General features: G+C 63.0%; 12 protein-coding genes and 1 pseudogene. 5 read left to right on the top strand and 8 right to left on the bottom strand.

Annotated elements, in window-relative coordinates; all coding sequences use genetic code 11:
* Positions 1 to 48: 48 nt before the first annotated feature.
* Positions 49 to 612, top strand: coding sequence for an adenylyl-sulfate kinase (cysC, locus tag HWX62_RS27270; protein WP_175933192.1), 564 nt, complete (start codon positions 49 to 51; stop codon positions 610 to 612).
* A gap of 215 nt (positions 613 to 827) precedes the next feature.
* Positions 828 to 926: pseudogene (locus HWX62_RS33340) on the top strand (class II glutamine amidotransferase); the annotation flags it as partial.
* 105 nt (positions 927 to 1031) lie between these two features.
* Here the strand turns inward: HWX62_RS33340 and HWX62_RS27275 are convergent.
* The 8 genes from HWX62_RS27275 to HWX62_RS27310 form a co-directional block, all read right to left on the bottom strand.
* A complete protein-coding gene (locus tag HWX62_RS27275; RefSeq protein WP_175933172.1) occupies positions 1032 to 3047 on the bottom strand; it encodes a hypothetical protein in 2016 nt (671 codons plus the stop codon).
* 249 nt (positions 3048 to 3296) lie between these two features.
* A complete protein-coding gene (locus HWX62_RS27280) occupies positions 3297 to 3947 on the bottom strand; it encodes a GNAT family N-acetyltransferase (protein ID WP_244136106.1) in 651 nt (216 codons plus the stop codon).
* A 56-nt stretch (positions 3948 to 4003) separates the two neighbouring features.
* The gene (locus HWX62_RS27285) at positions 4004 to 5338 is read right to left on the bottom strand and encodes an aminotransferase class I/II-fold pyridoxal phosphate-dependent enzyme (RefSeq protein WP_175933170.1); all 1335 of its coding nucleotides are present in this window, start codon (positions 5336 to 5338) and stop codon (positions 4004 to 4006) included.
* Positions 5339 to 5402: 64 nt separating this feature from the next.
* The gene (locus HWX62_RS27290; protein WP_175933169.1) at positions 5403 to 6320 is read right to left on the bottom strand and encodes a UDP-3-O-acyl N-acetylglycosamine deacetylase; all 918 of its coding nucleotides are present in this window, start codon (positions 6318 to 6320) and stop codon (positions 5403 to 5405) included.
* Entirely contained in the window at positions 6317 to 13954 is a 7638-nt protein-coding gene (locus HWX62_RS27295; protein ID WP_175985274.1) for a type I polyketide synthase, read from the bottom strand. The genes HWX62_RS27290 and HWX62_RS27295 overlap by 4 nt, the downstream gene beginning before the upstream one ends.
* Before the next feature lie 3 nt (positions 13955 to 13957).
* Positions 13958 to 15469, bottom strand: coding sequence for an LTA synthase family protein (locus HWX62_RS27300; protein ID WP_175933191.1), 1512 nt, complete (start codon positions 15467 to 15469; stop codon positions 13958 to 13960).
* Positions 15470 to 15486: 17 nt separating this feature from the next.
* Positions 15487 to 16275 carry an SDR family NAD(P)-dependent oxidoreductase gene (locus HWX62_RS27305; protein WP_175933167.1) on the bottom strand — a complete coding sequence of 263 codons (789 nt, stop codon included), beginning with the start codon at positions 16273 to 16275 and terminating at the stop codon, positions 15487 to 15489.
* Positions 16268 to 17479, bottom strand: coding sequence for a capsular biosynthesis protein (locus HWX62_RS27310; RefSeq protein WP_175933166.1), 1212 nt, complete (start codon positions 17477 to 17479; stop codon positions 16268 to 16270). Before HWX62_RS27310 ends, HWX62_RS27305 begins: the two co-directional genes overlap by 8 nt.
* Positions 17480 to 17939: 460 nt before the next feature.
* On the opposite strand from HWX62_RS27310, the gene HWX62_RS27315 reads away from it, so the two are divergent.
* From HWX62_RS27315 to HWX62_RS27325, 3 genes are read left to right on the top strand one after another with little or no spacing between them, the layout of a single operon-like run.
* A complete protein-coding gene (locus tag HWX62_RS27315; protein ID WP_175985284.1) occupies positions 17940 to 19088 on the top strand; it encodes a hypothetical protein in 1149 nt (382 codons plus the stop codon).
* Between the two features lie 4 nt (positions 19089 to 19092).
* On the top strand, positions 19093 to 19890 hold the full coding sequence (locus HWX62_RS27320) for an ABC transporter permease (protein WP_175985275.1): 798 nt from the start codon (positions 19093 to 19095) through the stop codon (positions 19888 to 19890).
* On the top strand, positions 19887 to 20540 hold the full coding sequence (locus HWX62_RS27325; protein WP_175985277.1) for an ABC transporter ATP-binding protein: 654 nt from the start codon (positions 19887 to 19889) through the stop codon (positions 20538 to 20540). Before HWX62_RS27320 ends, HWX62_RS27325 begins: the two co-directional genes overlap by 4 nt.
* Positions 20541 to 20701 lie beyond the last annotated feature (161 nt).

Genomic DNA, 20701 nt, shown 5'->3' on the forward strand with positions numbered 1-20701 from the left:
CACATCGACTCCGAGATGACTCAAGATCTCCAAAACCTTCTTCCTGTCATGCTGACGGGTAATCAACCCGTGCTTTCCAGCATGAAGCAGGACCATGCCTTCGTGGTATGGCTCACCGGTGTCTCCGGTGCCGGCAAATCGACGCTCTCGAATCTACTGAAGGAACAACTCGATGCGCGCGGCCTGCGGACTTTTCTGCTGGACGGCGACCAGCTTCGCGAAGGATTGAATCAGGACTTGGGTTTCAGCGACGCAGACCGCCACGAGAATATTCGCCGGACGGCCGAGGTCGCGCGCCTGATGGTGGAGGCCGGGCTCGTCGTCATCGTCGCGCTGATCTCGCCGTTTCGGGAGGCACGCGCCAAGGCACGCGCACGTTTTCCGCAGGGCATGTTCTTCGAAGTCTTTGTCGACGTTGCGCTGGATGTGGCGGAAGCGCGCGATCCCAAAGGGCTGTATGCGCTGGCAAGACAAGGAACCATTCGGCAGTTTACCGGCATCGAGTCGACCTACGAAAAGCCGGTATTGCCCGACGTGCACGTGCGCACCGGCGAAGCAAGCCCGCTGGAATGCGTTCACGCGATCATGCAGAAATTGCCATTGAACGGCTGATATTCGCACAATCACCGGCTCGTCTGCGCCTCGACAACCCTGTCTTTTTCGACGCGCTATTTATTCCACAGTCTCCAGCGTGTCGCGAAAAGCACGCTGAACATGCCTGTGCCACGCTGACGCTCATCCTTCGGCTCGAACTGAGGTTCCGCGTCGCACAAACGGACGTAGCTTGAGCTAGTGCCGCGCTGCCAGCGCCTGATCTGCACGGCTGAGGGCAATGAATCGTCGCAGTACACTACTCGAGCGAAGGGCAAGCACGCTCGTTGTTGCACCGTACCTCGTTCAAGCACCTACTGGGACTGTGTCCGCATAAGTCCCAACCCCGGTCGCAGGTGCGCCAGCGCATTTCATCGCTGCTGGCCGCCGACTCGCGGCAGTTAGAGTTGCCCGATTCGACGACCAAAGGGGCTCAAATTCTACAGAGGTTCAATCCGAAGCGTATCAATACGCATTTCCGCTTGTGCGGCGACCCACACCCGAATCTCGAGATCACTGACCGCCTCAACAAGATCAAATGTGCAGTCAGAAATCGCTCCCGCCCCCGTCGTCGAGATTAAGTCTTGTCGCGCTAACACCTGCATCCCTCGATCGGAGCAGACATCCAGCCATATCTCGCCACTTTCCGGTGATCGGAGCCAGCCTTCGAGACGCACATAATAACGCCCAGGCGACAATGCCGCGTATGGCCCATAGATCAGAAACCCTTCGCGTCCTGTGCTTGCGATTGCGCCATTCTCGCGTCGGCCGACATGAGACGACAATCTAATATCTGCCCCCCGATATACACGCTTGGCATTCCACTCCATCACATCAAGCTCTAGCGTCAATGGCTCGAAACCTCGTTCGTTGAACCAACAATTTCCATCTTGGGTTGGAACCAGTACCAGTCGATAGCGCCCGTTCTCGCTCGGTGCAACAATGCGCATCTTGACGGTAGACGTAGTGCCTGCCGCCACACTTCGCTCCGGCAATGCGGTACGCCCACCGTCGAACACGACGTTCCGCCCCATATCGTCGAACCAGTGATACGAAAGAAATATCGGATTGATCTGCGTACTGGTCCACGTTTGATCAGATTCGTTACATAACGACAGCTCCAGTTCGAAACTTTCGCCGACATTCAACTCACCAAGCACCCCGTTGCTAATCAAGCGTCCGGCGGCATCGATCACTAACCCAGGGGTGACATCGCTTGTGCGCAGGCAATCGAAATCGGTAGGAATACATACATAACCATTGCTCGGCATCAGTCGCGGCACACTCACACTAAACGACACCAGCGCCTCGTATCGAGCGAGCTCGATCGTCCGCCTCGTCCGGCACGTCGCAAACGAGAATCCTGCAGTGTATTGGCCCTCCGGGAGATTCGCCGCCACGTAATATCGCGTGCAGTAGGTACCACTCGATACATCTATCAGGCGTCGATTTAGGAGCGCGTTGCTCGTACTGAACGCCACGCGACCATCTTCGTCACAAATATCAATACGGATATCCAGTTCCGAGATATCAACATTCATCGAGAATGCGAGATTGAAGCGAACGATCTGTCCTTGCAAGTACGTATCGCCCCCCTCAATTTCAGCAAACAGCAGCGAAATTTCCGAGGAAGCAAACACAAGATTACCGACACGCTCGTACGGCTTCCATCCCGACCGCTCGGCCACCAGCACCGACTTATAACTGCGACATTCTAACTTCCAACGCTCCTGCAATATTCGATAGAACTCCAGATCAAGTTCATTCAAATTTTTCAAGTGCGTCCGAAACTCCTCCGAAATCCGCTCAACATTGGGTCTCGTGAGCGTGACATTCACTTTTTCCAAGCGCGCAGGAGGAGGCACCTCAATTAATGCGGCGAACGCCGACAGAAATGCAGGCATGTCTTCGAAGAGCCCCCAAACATCGTATTGCTCAATGCCATTCAGTGCTGCACGAATCTTTTCATCGTCGGTGCGTGACACTGCTCCCGAGACCCGGCAGAAATGCTCGACATACGGATTGGCAATGTTGGCGAGGCACAGATCCCAATCGAGCGGAGCACCTGCAACACCGAAGACACGCCCGCCCTGGTCGTCTCCCTCGCATGCGATGAAGTGTTCAACCTGCTCCCAAAGTCCCGGCAGTTGCCCCACTTCATGGTTTTTCACCACGAAAAACAGCCATGAAAGAGCTCGGTCGATCGGCTCTCTCAAGCACGTGGCGTAACGATATCGCGGATCAAGACCGTTCCCTTCAAATTCGATATGTGCAGAAATAACTGAATATTCACCGCCATATCTGCGAATCAGATCTCGATGTCGTCCGATCAAATTAGGCGTAACACTGCCCCCTCCCAACTCCTTGCTTAGCCATGCATTGACAGCCTGCCCGGCGGTCTTCGGCAAATGATCAAAAATGATTCGACCGGAGAAAATCTGCGACCGCCTGCTCATACTTCGATGCCCCTTACTCAATTATTTATTTGATCCGAACGACCAAGCGGCAAGATCTCCTCCTATGGAGCTCGTTATACTGAGCATTGGCTAGACCGCCCGTTCGACCATACGTGTCACGAAAAAGCAATTTTATTACAAATCGAATGACTGATGTAAGGAAATCAATTCCTACTTGGACAGCGGGCGCGAAATCATTCGAATCAAATCCAAATTATCCAGATGAATGACAAGGTTTAAATAGCCACTTCAACCTGCTACGCGGCTTCTGTCATCTCCATCCTTCCGAACAAGCCGCATCCGTACTGATGCAAGTTCGACCGGCAACCGCTGCGATCGAGCATACGAGCGGGACATCTCGACAAATCCCAGCCTTTCATAGAGGGTTCGCGCCCCTGTGTTACTGACCAGTACGTCCAATACCACGTCCCGGTCTTCTGTAGCAGCAAATACTCCACTCCTCAGTGCATGCTCGAAAAGTAAACTGAACACCCCCATCCCTCGCATGCACTCGTCGGTGGCGCAATGTGCGATCAGGGTCTGCCTCCGTTTCGGCGACGGCAGTTCACTTTCAAGCACCAAACCTCGCAACAATGCCCTGATCGTGCGCGACGGACCGAAGAAGGCAAGCAGCATCCAGACCACGTGAAAATCATCAAAACCGGTCACTCGGCCGTCGTGCGAAGCCATTACCGCACATACCGTACCGTCCAACGTTACCGCGACCCGGTGGCGTCGCCATGAAAAGCGTCCGAATCTAGAGGCGAACGCGTACTTCAAAAATGCAATACATTGATCGGGGGTCGCGCCGAGAAAAAATCCAAACTCCCGCGTTCCCGACGCGAAAATAAGTGGTGCGCAAGCGTAAGCGTCACCCTCCGTAGCCCGACGAAATCTCAGGCTCGTCTTAAGATGTCTCGGACCAGGATTGTTCCGCTTGTCGACCGTGCATTGGCTCACGAGCGCCCCAACTGGTTCATAAGCCGACCGAGGACAGCCACCGCCCGGCTGATCTGCTCCGGCTCATGCGTCGAGCAGATGAAGAAGCGCAGGCGCGCAGCCTTCTCCTCGACGGCCGGATAGAAAATCGGCTGCACGTTGATCCCTTCGTCGAACATCGCATTCGCCCACTGGGCCGCCTTCAGCGAACTGCCCGTGATCACCGGCACGACCGCGTAGCCTGCGCTCGTGCCCGTATTCAGCCCGGCGGCACGCGCCTCGGTCAGGAACTGCCGCCCGCGCGCCTGCAGTCGCGCGACGCGCTCCGGCTCGGCCTGCAGGCGTTCGAGCGCGGCCAGCGACGCTTCGGCGAGCGTCGGCGCGAGCCCGACGCTGTACAGGAAACCCGGCGCCAGATGGCGCAGCATGTCGACGAGCGGCTGGCAGCCGGCGATGAACCCGCCGCAGCCGGCCAGCGTCTTGCTCATCGTGCCCATCCACATGTCGACCTGATCGGGCGCGACGCCGCAATGCTCGCGGATGCCCCGGCCAGTCGCGCCGAGCACGCCGAGCGAGTGCGCCTCGTCAACGAGCAGGAACGCCCCGTGGCGCGTCTTCACGTCGACGAAGCGCTGCAGGTCGGGGAAATCGCCGTCCATGCTGTACAGCCCTTCGATCGCGATCAGCACGTGCCGGTATTCGCGGCGCACGCGCGACAGCAGCTCGTCGAGCGCCTGCCAGTCGTTGTGCGCGAAGCTCAGCCGCTTCGCGCCGCTCAACTGCGCGCCCTGCACGATGCTGTTGTGCGCGAGCGCATCGTGGACCACCAGATCGCCGGGGCCGAACAGCGCGCCGATCACGGTCACGTTGGTCGCATGGCCGCTCACGAACGCGACACAGTCGTCGGTCTCGTAGAACGCGGCCAGCGCGCGCTCGAGCGCGCGCTGCACCGGGCGCTCGCCCGCGACCATCCGGCTGGCCGAGGCCGACGTGCCGTAGCGGTCGATCGCGGCCTTCGCGCGCGCGGACACGGCCGGATCGCCGGCCAGGCCGAGGTAGTTGTAGTTGGCGAAGTTCAGGTATTCGCGGCCGCCGATCTGCGTGGTCGCACCGGCGACGCCGTCGTGCACGCGGAAAAACGGCGAGTCGACCTGCAGCTTTTCGCCCATCTCGCGCATGATCCGGACTTGCTGATACTGCGGCATCGATTCGAAGCGGCTGCGCGCCGACGCGGCCTGCGCAGCCGGCGTGCCGGGCACACCGGGCGCCGCCGCGGCGTCGGTCGCGCGCTCCAGTTGCCGTTTCAGCGCTTTCGCCGCCAGTTGCTGGCGAAGATGCTCTCCCAGTGCCATTGCTTCCTTCGCTGTATCTCGAAAAGGCGCTATGTTACGCCGCGTATTTTTGAAAAGCGTGGTGTCACGCGTCAGAAAACTCGGCCCACTGCCACGCATCCGGCGCAGCCAGCAACGCATCGACCAGCCGGAAATTCATCTCGTGGCTCGGCCGCAGCGCGCTCACGCGCGCGAGCAGCGGCGCGCCGGCCAGGGCAAGATCGCCGACCAGGTCGAGCACGCGGTGCCGGACGAATTCCTCCGGCAGCCGCATCCCGCCCAGCACGCGATTGCCGACGATCGACGCGGTGCACGACGGCCGGGCGCCGCGCAGGATCGGCACGCCGCGCAGATAGCCGGCGACGATCGCCGGCACGGCCCACTTCACGCGCCCGTACGAGCGCGACGGCGCGATGTCGGTCGCGAATGCGGCCGGCGTCAGCGCGCCGTCCCAGTGCATGTCGCCGAAGCCGCGCAGGTCGTTGCGCACGCTCAGCTCATAACGCGGCGCCGGCTCGATCCGCATCTCGCGCCGCTGGTCGCCGTCGCCGTCCGTGACGACGAGCGGCCGCAGCACGCGGATGAAGCGCTTCGGCGCATCGAGCGCGACGCGGCCGCACGCGCGAATCGCGTCCACCCACGGCGTCGCGCTGCCGTCGAGAATCGGTACCTCTTCCGCATCGAGCTCGACGATCGCATGATCGATCTCGCACGCGAGGAGCGATGCGAGCAGATGCTCGACCGTGCGCACGCCGACGCCGTCGGCATTGCGCAGCATCGTGCAGAGCGGCTGCGCGCGGCGCAGCGCGGGATCGACCGGTAGCGTCGCGAGCGTGCGCCCCTGCTCGACCCGGCGGAACACGATGCCCGTCACGCCGTCTTCCGGACACGCGGGCAGAATCCGCACGCCCACCCGGCGCCCCGTGTGCAAGCCATGTCCGTCGATCGTCAGCGGGCGCGCGAGCGTGCCCTGGCGCGTCGCCCAGCCGGCCGGTGCGCTCATCGGGCCACCTCGAGCGATGGCGACGGCTGCTCGGCGACAGGCGCCGGCTGCGTATCGAGCATCGCGCGCGCTTCGCCGTCGATCGCATGCTTCGCGGCCAGTGCCGCGACGGCCTCCTGCGCGCCATCGGTCGCCGGCGCGGCATCGCAGCCGGCATCGGCCGACGCGCCGATCGAATCGACGATGCGCGCGGCCAGCGTCGTCACCGACGCCCCTTCCGCGATCGCCATCACCGACAGCTTCACCTCGAACGCTTCCTCGACCGCCAGGCCGAGCTCCATCCCCATCAGCGAATCCATGCCCATGTCGAGCACCGACTTGTCGAGCGCGATGCGATCGGGCGTCATGTGCAGGATCCGCGCGATCTGCGCCTGCAGCGTCCGCGCCACCAGCGCGATCGCTTCGTCGCGTGGCAAGGCGAGCACTTCTTCACGCAGTTGCGTGCCGCCGTCGCGCGCATCGCCGCCCTTCGCCTGCGATTGCAGCAGCGCATACCGGCGCGCCTTCGCGGCCGGCATCCCGCGCGCCACCGCGTGCCAGTCGAGCCGCACCACCGCTTCGCCGGCCGCGCCCGCGACCAGCACGCGTTCGAGCGCGGCCATCGCCTCGTCGGACGTGATCGATGCCCCGCCGATCCGCGACTGCAACGCTTCGCGCGTATCGGCGTGGCGCGCGAGGAAGCCGACGTCCTCGAGCGGGCCCCAGGCCATGAACGTACCGGGCAACCCTGCCGCGCGGCGATGTTCGACCAGCGCCTCGAGGAAGGTGTTGGCCGCGACGTAGTTCGATTGCCCCGGATTGCCAAGATAGGTCGTCGCCGACGAATAGACGACGAACAGGTCGAGCGGCAGCCCGCGCGTCGCGCGATGCAGGTTCCATGCGCCGGCCACCTTCGGCGCGAGCACCGCGGCCATCCGCGCATCGTCGAGATTGCGCACGAGGCCGTCGTCGATCGACATCGCGGAATGCAGCACGCCCTTCAGCGGATGGGCGCGCCGGGCGATCGCGGCGATCATCGCGTCGACCGCCGCGGCGTCGGTCACATCGCACGACACGACGTCGACGGTGACGCCGAGCGTGTCGCGCCAGCGCGCGACCTCGTCGCGCGCCGCGGCGGCGAGTTCGCCGGAGCGGCTCGCGAGCGTCAGCCGGCGTGCACCGTGCCCGACCATCCAGCGCGCGCTCGCGAAGCCGAGGCCGCCCGTGCCGCCGACCACCAGGTAGACGCCATCCGGATCGAGCGCGAGCGACTCCGCAGGTGCGACGCCACGCGTCGGCGCGGGCGTGCCGCACGGATAGGTCACGAGCACCTTGCCGATCTGGCGCGCCTGCTGCATGTAGCGGAACGCATCCTCGGCCCGCTCGGCCGGGAACGCGCGATACGGCAGCGGATGCAGCACGCCTGTCGCGAACAGCGCCATCACTTCGCCGAACAGCCGTGCGGTGAGCGCCGGCAACGCGCCCATCAACTGGTCGGCGTCGATGCCGAAATAGCTGATGTTGTTGCGGAACGGCCGCAGCCCGATATGGCTGTTTTCGTAGAAATCGCGCTTGCCGAGTTCAAGGAAACGGCCGAACGGACGCAGCGTATCGATGCTGCGCACCATCGCCTCGCCGGCGAGCGAATTCAGCACGATGTCGACGCCCTCGCCGCCCGTCATCGCGCGAATCTCGTCCGCGAACGCCAGGCTGCGCGAATCGAGCACGTGATCGGCGCCGAGCAGGCGCACGAACTCGCGTTTCTCGTCGCTGCCGGCCGTCGCGAACACTTCCGCGCCGAAGTGGCGCGCGAGCTGGATCGCGGCGATCCCGACGCCGCCTGCGCCGCCGTGCACGAGCACGCGCTCGCCGCGGCGCAGCCGCGCGAGTTCGACGAGCGCGTAGTACGCGGTGAAGAACGTGGTCGGCACGGTCGCCGCTTCCTCGAACGACAGACGTTCGGGCTTCAGCGCGATCGCTTGCGCGCGCGTCCTCACGCGCGTCGCGAACGACGCCGGCGCGAAGCCGAGCACCGCATCGCCCAGCGCGAATTCCGTCACCGCGCGGCCCACCCGGACGACGCGGCCGGACAACTCCATGCCGATCGTCGCGCCTGCGAAGCCGGTCTCGACCGCTTCGTCGGACAGCAGCCCCATCGCATACATCACGTCGCGGAAATTCAGGCCGGTGGCGACCGGCTCGATCTCCACCTCGTCGTCGCCGAGCGCGCTTTCCGGCAACGCGAACCATTCGAGATTGCGCAACGAGCCCGGTGCGTCGAACGCGAGCACCGACGCGCGTGCGATCGCGCCATCGTCGCGAGCCGCCGCCTGCGCAGCCGTCAGCATGCGCGGCACCAGTCGCCCGTGCGCGCTCAGCACGACTTCTTCCTCGACCGCCGCGCCGGTCAGCTCGCGGATCAGCGCATCGGGGATCCCGTCCGCGTCGCGATCGACGTCGATCAGGCGGCACGCGAGTTCGGGATGCTCGTTCGCCAGCACACGGCCGAGGCCCCACAGCGTCGCCTGTTCCGGATGCGCATGCGCGGCCCCGGCGAACGGCGTGCCGCCGCGCGTGACGACGGTCAACCGCGTGGCCGCGTTCGGCTGCGCGCCGAGCGCGCGCACGAGCGCCGCCAGGGCGATCACGCCGTGACGCAGCGCGGCCATCAGGCCGTCTCCCGTCGTCGTGTCGGCGAGCGGCGTTTCCGGCGCGCAGAACACGACATGCGTGGGCTGGCCCGCCGGCAACGACGCGATCGCATCGGCCGCATGCGTGACGTCGACGATATCGGCCGGGTAGCCCGCGTGCGCGAGCGCATCGGCGAGCCGCCCGCCGAAACCGCCGGCCGCGTCCGGGGCGTGCATCACGAGCCATTGTTCGCTGCGGGCGAGCGTATCGAGGTCGTTCGCGTCGCTGCCGCGGTGCGCGGCCGCGGCGCTCGCCGGGTTGCGCGCGATGACGAACGTCGGCGTGCCGTCCAGATCGAGCCCCTGCTCGACATGCCGCACGACGTCGACGTAGCCCGCGCGTGCGAGCGCGGCTTCGAGCTCCGCCGGCGCCAGCGGCGCGGGCGCATCGGCTTGCGTCGACGCCGCCTGCGAGGCGAACACGATGTCGGCGAAACGGCCGCGACGCGACTCCGCCAGCAGCAGCAATCCGCCCGGCGCCAGCCACGACCGCATCGCGTTCAGCGCATCGGCCAGATCGTGACGACCGCTCAGCGCGCGGTTCGCGACGATCAGGTCGTAAGGCCCGGCATCGTCTGCGGACAGCGACAGCCGTTCGCTCGGCTGCAACGCGACCGTGCGCACCGCGGCTTGCGCATCCGTATCGAACCCGGCCAGTTGACCGGCCGTCGCGGCGATCGTGTGATCGCAGCGCGCGGCGGCGAGACGCATGCCGAGCGTTTGCAGTACATCGCCGTCCGTCGCGCCCAGTTCGAGCACCCGCAGCCGGCGCGCCGGTTGCCACGCGTCGACCGCCTGCTCGACGCCGGCCGCCAGCAGCGCATGCACGTGCTGCCAGGTCGGCGATGCGGCAAGCAGTTGCTCGACCAGGCTGTGCCCGGTCGGCGACAGCCAGCGTGCATCATCCTTCGCACCACTCAGCACGTCGGGCAACACCGCGCCGCAATGGGCGAGCAGCATCAGCTCGGCCACGTGACCCGGCGACTCGGCCAGCAGCCCGCGCCACAGCTCGTCGAGCGGCGGCAGCGCCGCGCACGCCGCGTCGTCGCGTACCAGACGCGCGCCGTCACGAGCGGCAAGACCGTCCTCGACCAGTATGTCGGCCAGGCGTGCGGCCAGCGCCGCCCGCTCCGGCGCCGGCTGCCACGTGCCCGCGAACACGCCGAGCGTATCGAACGCGCGGAGCACGTACAGGCTTGCCAGCACGTCGAGCAGCGGCAGGATTTCGGTCAGATGCTGCGTCCGGCGGCCGTCGAGCCCGGCGGCATCGACACGCGTGACCGCTCGCGCCAGCAACGCGTCGGGCGCCGGCAACGCGGCCGCGTCGACGTCGTCCGGCAACGGCATCTCTTCGAGGCGATAGACGAAACGCGAAGGCAGGTTCTGCCGACGGCCGACGAGATCCACGCGCCGGAACCGGCAGCCGCCGAGCCGCGCGACGATCGCGCCCTGCGCGTCGAGGAATTCGAAATGCGCGACGATCGAATGCGGGCTGCGCCGATCGACCCGCGCGAGCACGCGCTCGATCGTGTCGCCGCGCAGGTAGTCGACCCGGCCGATCTGCACCGGCACGTAGGCCGGGTGCTCGCCGTCGCGCGCCTGCGCCGCCAGCAGCGCGAACAGCGGATGAAACCCGCTGTCCATCAGCGCCGGATGCAGCAGATAGGCGGACAGCGCCCGCGCATCGCCGCACGCGGCCGGCGCGGCGACGTCGGCCAGCGCGGCGTCCTCGGCCGCGGCGACCCGCACGGTGCGGACCCAGCGGAACGCCGGCCCGTAGTTGAGGCCGATGGCTGCCGTGTTCGCATACAGCGTGTCGCCGTCGGCCGCCGGCAGCGCGAGCAGACGCTCGAGCATAGCGGCCGGCACGATGCTCGCGGCGCCGAGCGCGTTGCCGCTTTCGAGCATCCGCCCCGTCACGTTCAGCGTCCATGCGCCGTCGGACATCCGGTCGCGCGTCTCGATCGTAAACGTCGCGGTGCGCGGCTCGATCACGAGCCGGAACAGCTTCGCCTGCTGCGGCTGGAACACGACCGGCGTGCGGATCTCGACGTTTTCGAGCGCCGCATCGGGCGTATCGAAGAAGGTGCGCGCCGCGGCGAGCGCCATTTCCACGTAGCCGGCCCCCGGGAACGCCACGCCGCCGTCGACGACGTGATCGGCCAGCATCGGCAGCTTCGCCGGATCGAGCTGGTTTTCCCAGCCGAACGCGTGTTCGTGCAGCCGATAGCCGAGCAGCGGATGCTCGCGGCGCCGATTGACGAGACCGTAGCCTTCGACGGTCGGCGTCAGCCAGAAACGGTCGCGCTGCCACGGGTACGACGGCAACGCCGCCCGCGATGCGCCCGGCGCAAAGCGGTCGGGATCGACGCTCGCGCCATGCGCGATCGCCGCGAGAATCGCTTGCCGCAGCGTCGCCGCGCTGCCGTGATCGCGCTTGAGCGTCGGCAGCACCGCGCCGGTCACGCCGGCGGCCGTCAACGCCTGCTTCACGTACGTGCGCAGGATCGAATGCGGCGAGACTTCGACGAACAGCCGGACGCCCTGCCCGATCAGGTGCGCGATGCCGTCGCCGAAGCGCACCGGCTCGCGGATATTGCGCCACCAGTAGCGCGCATCGAGTTCGTTACCGGCGAGCGCGCCGCCGGTCACGGTCGACACGAACGTGCCGTTGCCCGGCTGCGGCCGCAAGCTCGCCAGCTCGGCCAGCACGACCGGCTCGATGCGGTCCATGTGGCTGCTGTGGAACGCATAGTCGAGATCGAGCATCTGGAAGAACTTGCCGCTGCCGCGCAGCGCGGCCTCCAGCGCCTGCAAGCCCTGCAACTCGCCCGCGAGCGTCACCGCGTCGGGGCTGTTGATGCCGGCCACATCGACCCGGCGCGCGAGCCCGTGGCGTGCGATCAACTCGCGCGCCGCGGTCTCGCCGATGCCGACGGCCGCCATCCGGCCGCTGCCGCGCGTCATCGCCTGCGCGCGGCTGCGGACCTTGATCACGCGCACCGCGTCGGCGAGCGACAGCGCACCCGTCACCCACGCCGCGGCGATTTCGCCGACGCTGTGGCCGATCGCCGCGTCGTAGCGCATCCCGCGCGCGTCGATCACGCGGATCATGCCGACCTGGATCGCGAACAGCAGCGGCTGCGCGTTCTCCGTCGCGGCGAGCCACTCGGCGCCCGCGCCGGCCAGCCATTCCGCGCTCGGGCCGCCGCGCATCACGTCGACGAGCGACGGGCTGCCGTCCTCGCACCACAGCGCGTCGACTTCGTCGAGCGCCGCACGGAAGATCGCGTTTTCCGCATAGAGTTCGTTGCCCATCCCGACCCACTGGCAACCGTTGCCCGAGAACACGAGCGCGGCGCGCACCGCATCCGCGGGCGCCTGGCCGGTCGCCACGCAGGCCGGCAGGCCCTCCGGCGCCGGCTGGGCCAGTGCGGCAAGCGCCGCACGGCCTTCAGCCGCGTCGGCCGGCGCGACGATCGCGCGGTGTTCGAGCCACTGGCGGCGACGGGCGGCCGTGGCGGCAAGCGCCTGCCAGTCGCCGCCGTTGTCGAGCATCGACAGATAGCGGCCCGCGAGCGCCGCGAGCGCATTCGCGCTGCGCGCGGTCAGCACGAGCGGGGACGGTTGCGCTCGAGCCGGCTCGGGTGCGGCCGTCGACACGTCGTTCGCGGCCGGCGCCTCGGTCAGCACGACGTGTGCGTTCGTTCCGCCGAAACCGAACGAATTGACGCCGATCGTGAGCGGCGCGCCGCCCGTGTCGAGCGGCATGTAGCGATCGACGACGCGCAGGCGCCCGCCGTCGAAATCGATCCCGGGATTGGGCGTGACGAAGTGCAGCGAGCGCGGCACCGCGCGATGCTTCAGACACAGCACGGCCTTCAGCAGGCCGGCCATGCCGGACGCCGTTTCGAGGTAGCCGATGTTGGTCTTCACCGAGCCGATCAGCAACGGACGGTCCGCCGGGCGCTCGCCCGACACCACGTCGATCAGCGCGCGTGCTTCGATCGGATCGCCGACCGCCGTACCGGTGCCGTGCGCCTCGAGATAGGCGAGCGACTGCGGATCGATGCCGGCGCGCGCGTACACGCTGCGCAGCAGCGACGCCTGCGCGGCCGCGCCCGGCACGCTGATCCCGCCCGGCGAGTGGCCAACCGAGTTCACGCCGGAGCCTGCGATCACCGCGTGGATCGTGTCGCCGTCGGCCAGCGCGCGATCGAGCGGCTTGAGCAGCACGAACGCGCCGCCTTCCGAGCGCACGTAGCCGTCGCCGGTCGCGTCGAACGCACGGCAGCGGCCGCGCGGCGACAGCATCGACGCCTTGGAGAAGCTGACGAAGCCGAACGGGTGCAGCAGCAGGTTGACGCCGCCCGCGAGCGCCACGTCGGCTTCGCCGGACTGCAGCGCCTTGACGGCTTGATGGAGGGCAACGAGCGACGACGAGCAGGCCGTGTCGACCGTCATGCTCGGGCCGTGCAGGTCGAACAGGTAGGACACGCGGTTCGACGCGATGCTCAGCGTATTGCCGGTCGCCGAATACGGATCGATCGCGTTCAGATCGTCCATGCTGCGGTTGCCGTAATCCATGCTGGCCGCGCCGACGAAGACGCCGCAGTTGCTGCCGCGCATGTCGGCCGGGCGTACGCCGGCATCCTCGAACGCTTCCCATGCGAGTTCGAGCAGCAGGCGCTGCTGTGGATCCATCTGCACCGCTTCACGCGGGGAAAGGCCGAAAAACGCGGCGTCGAAGCCGGCGACGTTGTCGAGCACGCCGGCCGCGAACGTGTAGCTCTTGCCCGGTTCGCGTTTGGACGGGTGCTGGTAGAAATCGGTGCCGAAGCGGTCGGCGGGGATTTCGGTTACTGCGTCGCGTTCGTCGCGCAGGAGTTGCCAGAAGTCGCCAAGATTGTTTGCGCCCCCGGGAAACCGACAAGCCACCCCAATTATTGCAATCTTACTGTTCATCTTTTATGTCGCTTTCTCGGATGCGCACGGCTGTTCCACGCGATTTCCGTCATCTTGTACCACATGCAGCAGTGCAACCCCAAGCTCTTCGGCTGCCAAATTCCGGCATTCGGGAGTATCTGTGCCGTAATTTCGCCAAATGAAGTAGTCGCTGGTTTGCGGTGTAACGCCCAGCTTTTCGAATACGTGCGGTAGTGCGGGAACGTGGTCGCCGTAAAAGCAAACGACCGTTTCACGATCGCTGTTGCGCAAATGATCGAGCAAGCGCCCAATCATTGCGTCTGCATTTTCAATGTGCCGCAAGTAGGCCGTCAGGTCACGCCACGTTGGGTCTTCGCCGAGAGTATGCCTCGAAGACGACTCTCCCGGTAATACCTGCTCGAGGTGCAGTGGGCCGTGGTTTTCCATTGTCATCGCGAAGATGAAGCGTGGAGGGCCGTCCCCTCCCGCCTCCAGTTCCGCGATGATCGACTCTGATACGGCGGCGTCCGCCACATACGGACCGGCGCGGGACGCCGACTCGAAATGACGGATATCGAGAAAGCGCGTAAAACCGAGCAGCGGAAATACGCGGTTCCGGCCGAAGAAATCGGCGTAATAAGGATGAATTGCAACTGTGTCGTAGCCGCAACGGTCGAACCAGGACGCAAGCGAAGCGATCTTTTTTCTTACAAATACGTAAGGATAGAAGCGCGCATATTCGAGCGCAAAAGATTCCGTGCCGGTCAGCACCGCGAATTCCGTACGCATGGTGTTTGCCCCCCACGCAGGCACCGTCATCTCGCCATGCCAGACGGCCTCTCGACACGCCTCGTCGAAGCGGGAAAAGAGCCTCGACTCGACCACACCACCGAGCCGGCGTGCATCGAAGAACGATTCGCTCTGGATCAGGATCACGCCGGGGCGCCGGCTCGGCTGGGCCGTTGCGAACGGCCCAGCCGCCACAACCTCGTGGAACTTCCGGAACGTCGCGGGGCGCAGGCCGTTGAGCAGATAGGCGACGAACACCGCGAAAAAGCCGTGACGACGCTGGTCGGCCCCGGGATCGAGCGTCAGCGACAAGCGCCCCGCGATGGGCACCGCGAGCGCGAACGGCAGCGCCGCCGCGAACCACGCCATCGCAACGGAACCCCGATGCACCGGTCGCTCGACGACAAAACCCGCGATCACGAGCAGGATGCCGGCACCGATCGCTACGACCTTGCCAATGCTGAGGAACGGCAAGTAAAGACGGGGGTGCGCAAACAACTGGCTAAACAGGCTCAGATCGGTAAATACGAACGGCTCGCGCAACGACTCGTACTTCGCATTGCTAACTGCGGCGACGAGACCGACGAGTGCAAGCGACACGCAGGCCGAGAATAGCGGCCGCGACGTGATGATCAAAACGAGGTGGGTAAGAAAGACTACAGAAAGAATATGAAGAAATTGTGCCATCGCGGGACGGCGCAGAGGGGCACGAGGCGCCGCGATAGCGTCAAGCAGGAACGAGATTGCAATGGCAGCGGCGAGCATCGAAACGAAAGCGCCGTTCAATTGCGTGCATCCTCTTGCGGCAAATACGACAGGCGATCCAGGATTGCATCGGCCAGCGTGATAGGCAGCAAGGGCAAGAGCCGCATTCCGAAAGCAAGCAACCCGGGAAATGCGATCTCGGCGCGCCCCACATCAAGCCCCCGGCGAATATAGGCGGCAGCACGCTCTGCACTCCAAAGGAACGGTTTATCGCCCGGAAACACGTCACTCATCGCAGTCTTGACGAAGCCAGGCAAGATCACGGTTATCGCAATGCCATCTCGCTTAAGCAATGGTCGCACGGAATCCGCCCATGCCTTGATCGCCGCCTTGCTGGCGCAATACGCCGGTGAAATGGCCATGCCACGCAGTGCAGCAATCGATGCAACCATTGCAATCCGACCACGCCCTCGCGCTCGCATGCGCTCGATTACCGGAAGCACGGCATTCATGGCACCATGAAAATTCGTGTCGACGACGCACAACGTGCGCTCCCGATCTTCCCAATCGTTAGCATGCGCAATCGTGCTCGCCACCCCCGCGTTGGCCACCAGCAGATCGATAGGATACGTCTCGTCGAACGCCTCGAGCCAACCTTGCAGGGCCGCGGCATCGCGCACATCGACTTGGCCGGCAACGACATCGGCTCCGAGCGCACGGCACGCTATCACGCTGGCGGTCAAACGCTCACCATCGCGCCCCACGAGCCCAAGTACGACACCTGGCTCCGCGTAGGCAAGTGCGAGCGCGCGGCCGATACCCGCGCTTGCCCCAGTGATCACGACGTGTCTGACGGTTTCAACCACAGTTCACCTCAAGTCGAGCAACAGCACCCGCCACTGCCATCTCAATACCGGTATGGGTGTAGAAATCGCCATTGATCTGTGTGTGGTGAATCACATAGTCAAGAAATGCCTGATAGAGCTGCATGTCTGGTTGAGCCGCGTTCAACCAGAAGTCGTCAAGCGATTCTTGCCATGTTAGCCCCGGCATATCGTAGATCGCCGTACCTAATGCAATCAGCGGTCGCGCATGATGCAATGCCGACAATCCGACTGTGCTGTTGACCACCACGACGCCGCGAGCATGCTCAAGCAGGGTCGGCAAATGGCCGGCATCAATGAACTGCACCCTATCGCCGATTCTCAATTCGCTCGCAAGCTGACGTACATGCCCCTCATGACGGATCAGGCCCGTATCGAGAGGATGATTCTTAATGATCAGCCAACCATCTGCCGGGGCGTGCGCTGCGAATGACCGCATCACCTTTTCGATAGACGCGCGCACTCCGTCAAACGGGGAATGAACGATGATCTGGGCGTCCGAGTTCACCTGCAACGGAAATAGGTAGTACATGCGCCGCGCCTCCAGCAGGTCGCGCGTGACCCACTCGGCATATCGGGCGAACTGGCGATCCCGAAGTGCTCGCACCGCGAGGCCGCCGTATTCGAGGAACCCGTTCCTTGGTCGATGACTACGATAATGGGGGAAGTGCCTAGCGTAGATCGCGTTCGCACCACGATAACGGATATCATGGTACGCACGCTCGTACAGATTGTAGCCCGTCGCCCGACCAGGTTGACTCGGGGGAGTGACGCGACGCTCAGCGAGATACCATGCCGGATCCCGTGACAGTAGTGAGCGCCCGTTAACGCCATGCCGCTCTAAGGTTAGCCAATGCGGCCGAACGTATCCCTCCTCAAAAACATGAACTCGAAGTCCGAGTTCATGCGACAGGGGATGCACGTGGCAGTGAACCTCCCGACAGTCACCGAACATGACAATGTCCGAAAAATTCCCGCTCCGAAGCTTTTGCGAGTACCAGTCGGGGAGCTCGTCGACTTTTCCTCTGTAGTTCGAGGTATCAATCGCCCCCCCATAGAGCAGGTCGCCGCCGCAAAAGTTGACCTTACACACCTTATGCCCTCGCTCTCGCAACGCGGACGCAAGTCTATCGAAAAACGGTGAGGCGGTGCCCTGCAGGAGAAGAAAAGAGCGAAGCGTGTGCATTGAGGAACGTCGGGCGTAGCACGTCCGGAAGCGCGCCCACTTTCCCCGCCGCAGCTTCCTACGAGCCAGCGCCTGCAATATGATTGAAATAAAAGTCAGCTAGACACGATTCGAGGGCGAAGAATACCGCACGAACATGAAAATAAATATAGAGTGCAAGAATAATACAGGATGACCGTCAGACTTCCACGAAAGATGGCGTCGATCATGTTCGGCCGCTATAATCGAGCCCCCAATGCCATGCTTGCACGCGAAACTCCGTTGCCACGGCGCTCCGAGACATGTGAGCCCCGACACTAGTGCTTCCGGCAAGCTTCGCATTGGGCAAACCGGAAGGTCGTTTGCTTCGCAGTTGCTGCAGGAAGACCAAGCGACACTGCCCCATATCTTCGTTCGCTTGCCAGCCGCACCGCCAAGTGGCAAACAAGCGGCCACTAAGCTCGGAAAACAGTTGGAAACGATATCACGCGATGAGGTGGCCACGGCGCCATCGCCCACGGGAAAAAAAAGCTTGATCAATCGCATCAAGGGAGTCAATCGCCTCCTCGCGCTGACGGTAATTCTACCCACCACGATCGCCACTCTGTACTACGGAATCGTTGCGTCCGATGTGTATGTCTCCGAGTCGCGCTTCGTTGTACGTGGAGCACAGCGTCCAAATTCAACCGGCGTATTTGGTGCGCTACTGCAGGGAACCGGGCTCGCCCGCTCCCAAGATGATACATATCCGGTTATCGACTATATCCAATCACGTGACGCCCTCAAAGAACTGAATCAAGGAAATTATATTCGCAACGCTTATTCGGAGCGCGGAGACATCATAAGCCGATTCAATTCGTCGATTAATGACAGCTTCGAATCCCTCGTAAAGTACTATGAGAAGCGAATCGTGTCCGTACATCTCGAATCAGCATCAGGCATAACGACTCTCCAAGTGAGGGCCTTTACAGCCAAAGATGCCGAGAAAATCAACGAACGACTTCTCGAAATAAGCGAACGCCTTGTCAATCGAATGAACGAGCGAGCTGCCGCCGATACCATTCGATTTGCGCAATATCAAGTTGATCAGGCGACGACCAAAGCGAAGATTGCTGCAGCGGCGCTGGCATCTTTCCGAAATTCTCACACCGTATTCGATCCGGAAAAGCAATCAGCTCTTCAATTGCAGCAGGTCACAAACCTTCAAACACTACTGTTTGACGCACAAACGCGACTAATGCAGCTCTCGTCAATTGCTCCACAGAACCCTCAAATCCCCGCCCTAAAGACGAGCATCGAATCGCTGCAGAAGCAAATCCAAGCGGCAACCGGTGGCGTCGCCGGGGCACGGGACTCGTTGTCGCACAAGGCTGAGACGTACGCAGGTCTTCAACTCGATGCTCAATTTGCCGAGAAGCAGTTGGCCTCCGCGATGACTGGATTGGAAAGCGCTCGTGCAGAGGCTGAACGTAAGCAGCTTTATCTGGAAAAGCTTGTGCAGCCCAACACTCCCGACGAGGCAATTGAGCCGAAGCGACTGAAGTCGATCTTCGAAGTGTTCGCCCTCGGCATGATCGCATGGGGCATCTTGAGCCTGCTGCTCGCAGGGGTTCGCGAACACCACGATTGATATCATGGCTATCGACCACGGAACCCCCCTATTTAGATCGGTGCAAATTCAAAGGCGCGTTATCGGCGCGCTTTTGATGCGAGAAATCATTACAAGATACGGTCGACACAATGTCGGATTTCTGTGGATTTTCTTCGAGCCGATGATGTTTACGCTTGGCGTGCTCGGGCTATGGACACTGACAAAGGCTACGCACGGCTCGAATCTCCCCATCACCGAGTTCGCGGTAACGGGCTATTCACCAGTGCTACTTTGGCGAAATTGTGCGAACCGCTGCGCACTCGCGATTCAGCCGAATCAGTCCCTTCTCTATCACCGTAATGTACGAGTGATAGATTTCTTTTTCGCTCGTCTACTGCTCGAAATATCGGGCGCGACAATGTCTTTTGCTTTTCTCTCGATCTTTTTCATTACTGCAGGCCTGATGCGTCCGCCCGAGAATATGACGATGATTCTCGGCGCGTGGCTGCATCTCGCAGCGTTTGGTACCGGTCTGGCGCTCATTATTGGGGCGCTATCGGAACGCAGCGAGTCGGTCGAGCGAATCTGGCATACCATCGCATACCTTCTATTCCCGCTATCTGGTTCGCTTTTCATGGTGTCTTGGTTACCCGAGAAATTCCAGAACGTAATTTTATTGTTACCGATGGTTCACGGCGCGGAAATGCTGCGCGGCGGCTACTTCGGCTCACTTGTGACACCGCATTACAGCATCCGCTACATGGTGTTCAGCGACATGATCCTTGTGCTGACTGGCCTGTTTTTCGTCCGCGATGCAAGCCGCAGAGTGGAGCCGGAATGATCGAACTTGAAGGAATTTGCAAGGACTATCACACACGGCAAGGCGTGCGTCGAGTACTGAACAAGATCGATCTGCACGTGAAGCACGGTGAGAAAATCGGCATCCTCGGGCGCAACGGCGCCGGCAAGTCAACTCTAATTCGGATGATTAGCGGTGCCGAGTTACCGACGGCGGGCCGCATCCGGCGCGGCATGCAAGTGTCTTGGCCGCTCGCTTTCGGCGGCGCTTTCCAAGGCAGCCTCACCGGCATGGACAACTTACGCTTCATCTGCCGCGTCTACGGCGCCGACACCAAGGTGGCCGAGCCGTTCGTGCAAGAGTTCTCGGAGCTCGGTTATTACCTGCGCGAACCAGTCAAAACATACTCCGCAGGAATGCGTGCGCGGCTCGCGTTCGCGATCTCGATGGCAATCGAGTTTGACTGCTTTTTGATCGATGAGATTATTGCGGTCGGAGACAGCCGCTTCCATGCGAAATGTCATTACGAATTGTTTGATCGACGTAAAGACCGGGCGCTTATCATCGTTAGTCACGACGCCGGTTATATCCGCGAGCATTGTGACCGCGCATCGGTACTGATCGAAGGCAAGCTGCATTCGTTTGATTCAGTAGAGGATGCGTACACGTTCTATCAGGAAAGTATGGCATAACGTGCCTCACCCTCATCCCTCCCAAGCTTGAGCAAAACATTAAAATCCGCGGCCCTTCAATCGGTCGCCATATGGATCGCCCCGCAGGTCGCACGTGCCGCTCGCCGTGCAGTACGTGCGCTTGCACCATCACCCGTGCCGCTTTCACCGATTCACTGCAA

This window comes from Burkholderia sp. BCC0506 (assembly GCF_902833145.1).
Taxonomy (GTDB): domain Bacteria; phylum Pseudomonadota; class Gammaproteobacteria; order Burkholderiales; family Burkholderiaceae; genus Burkholderia.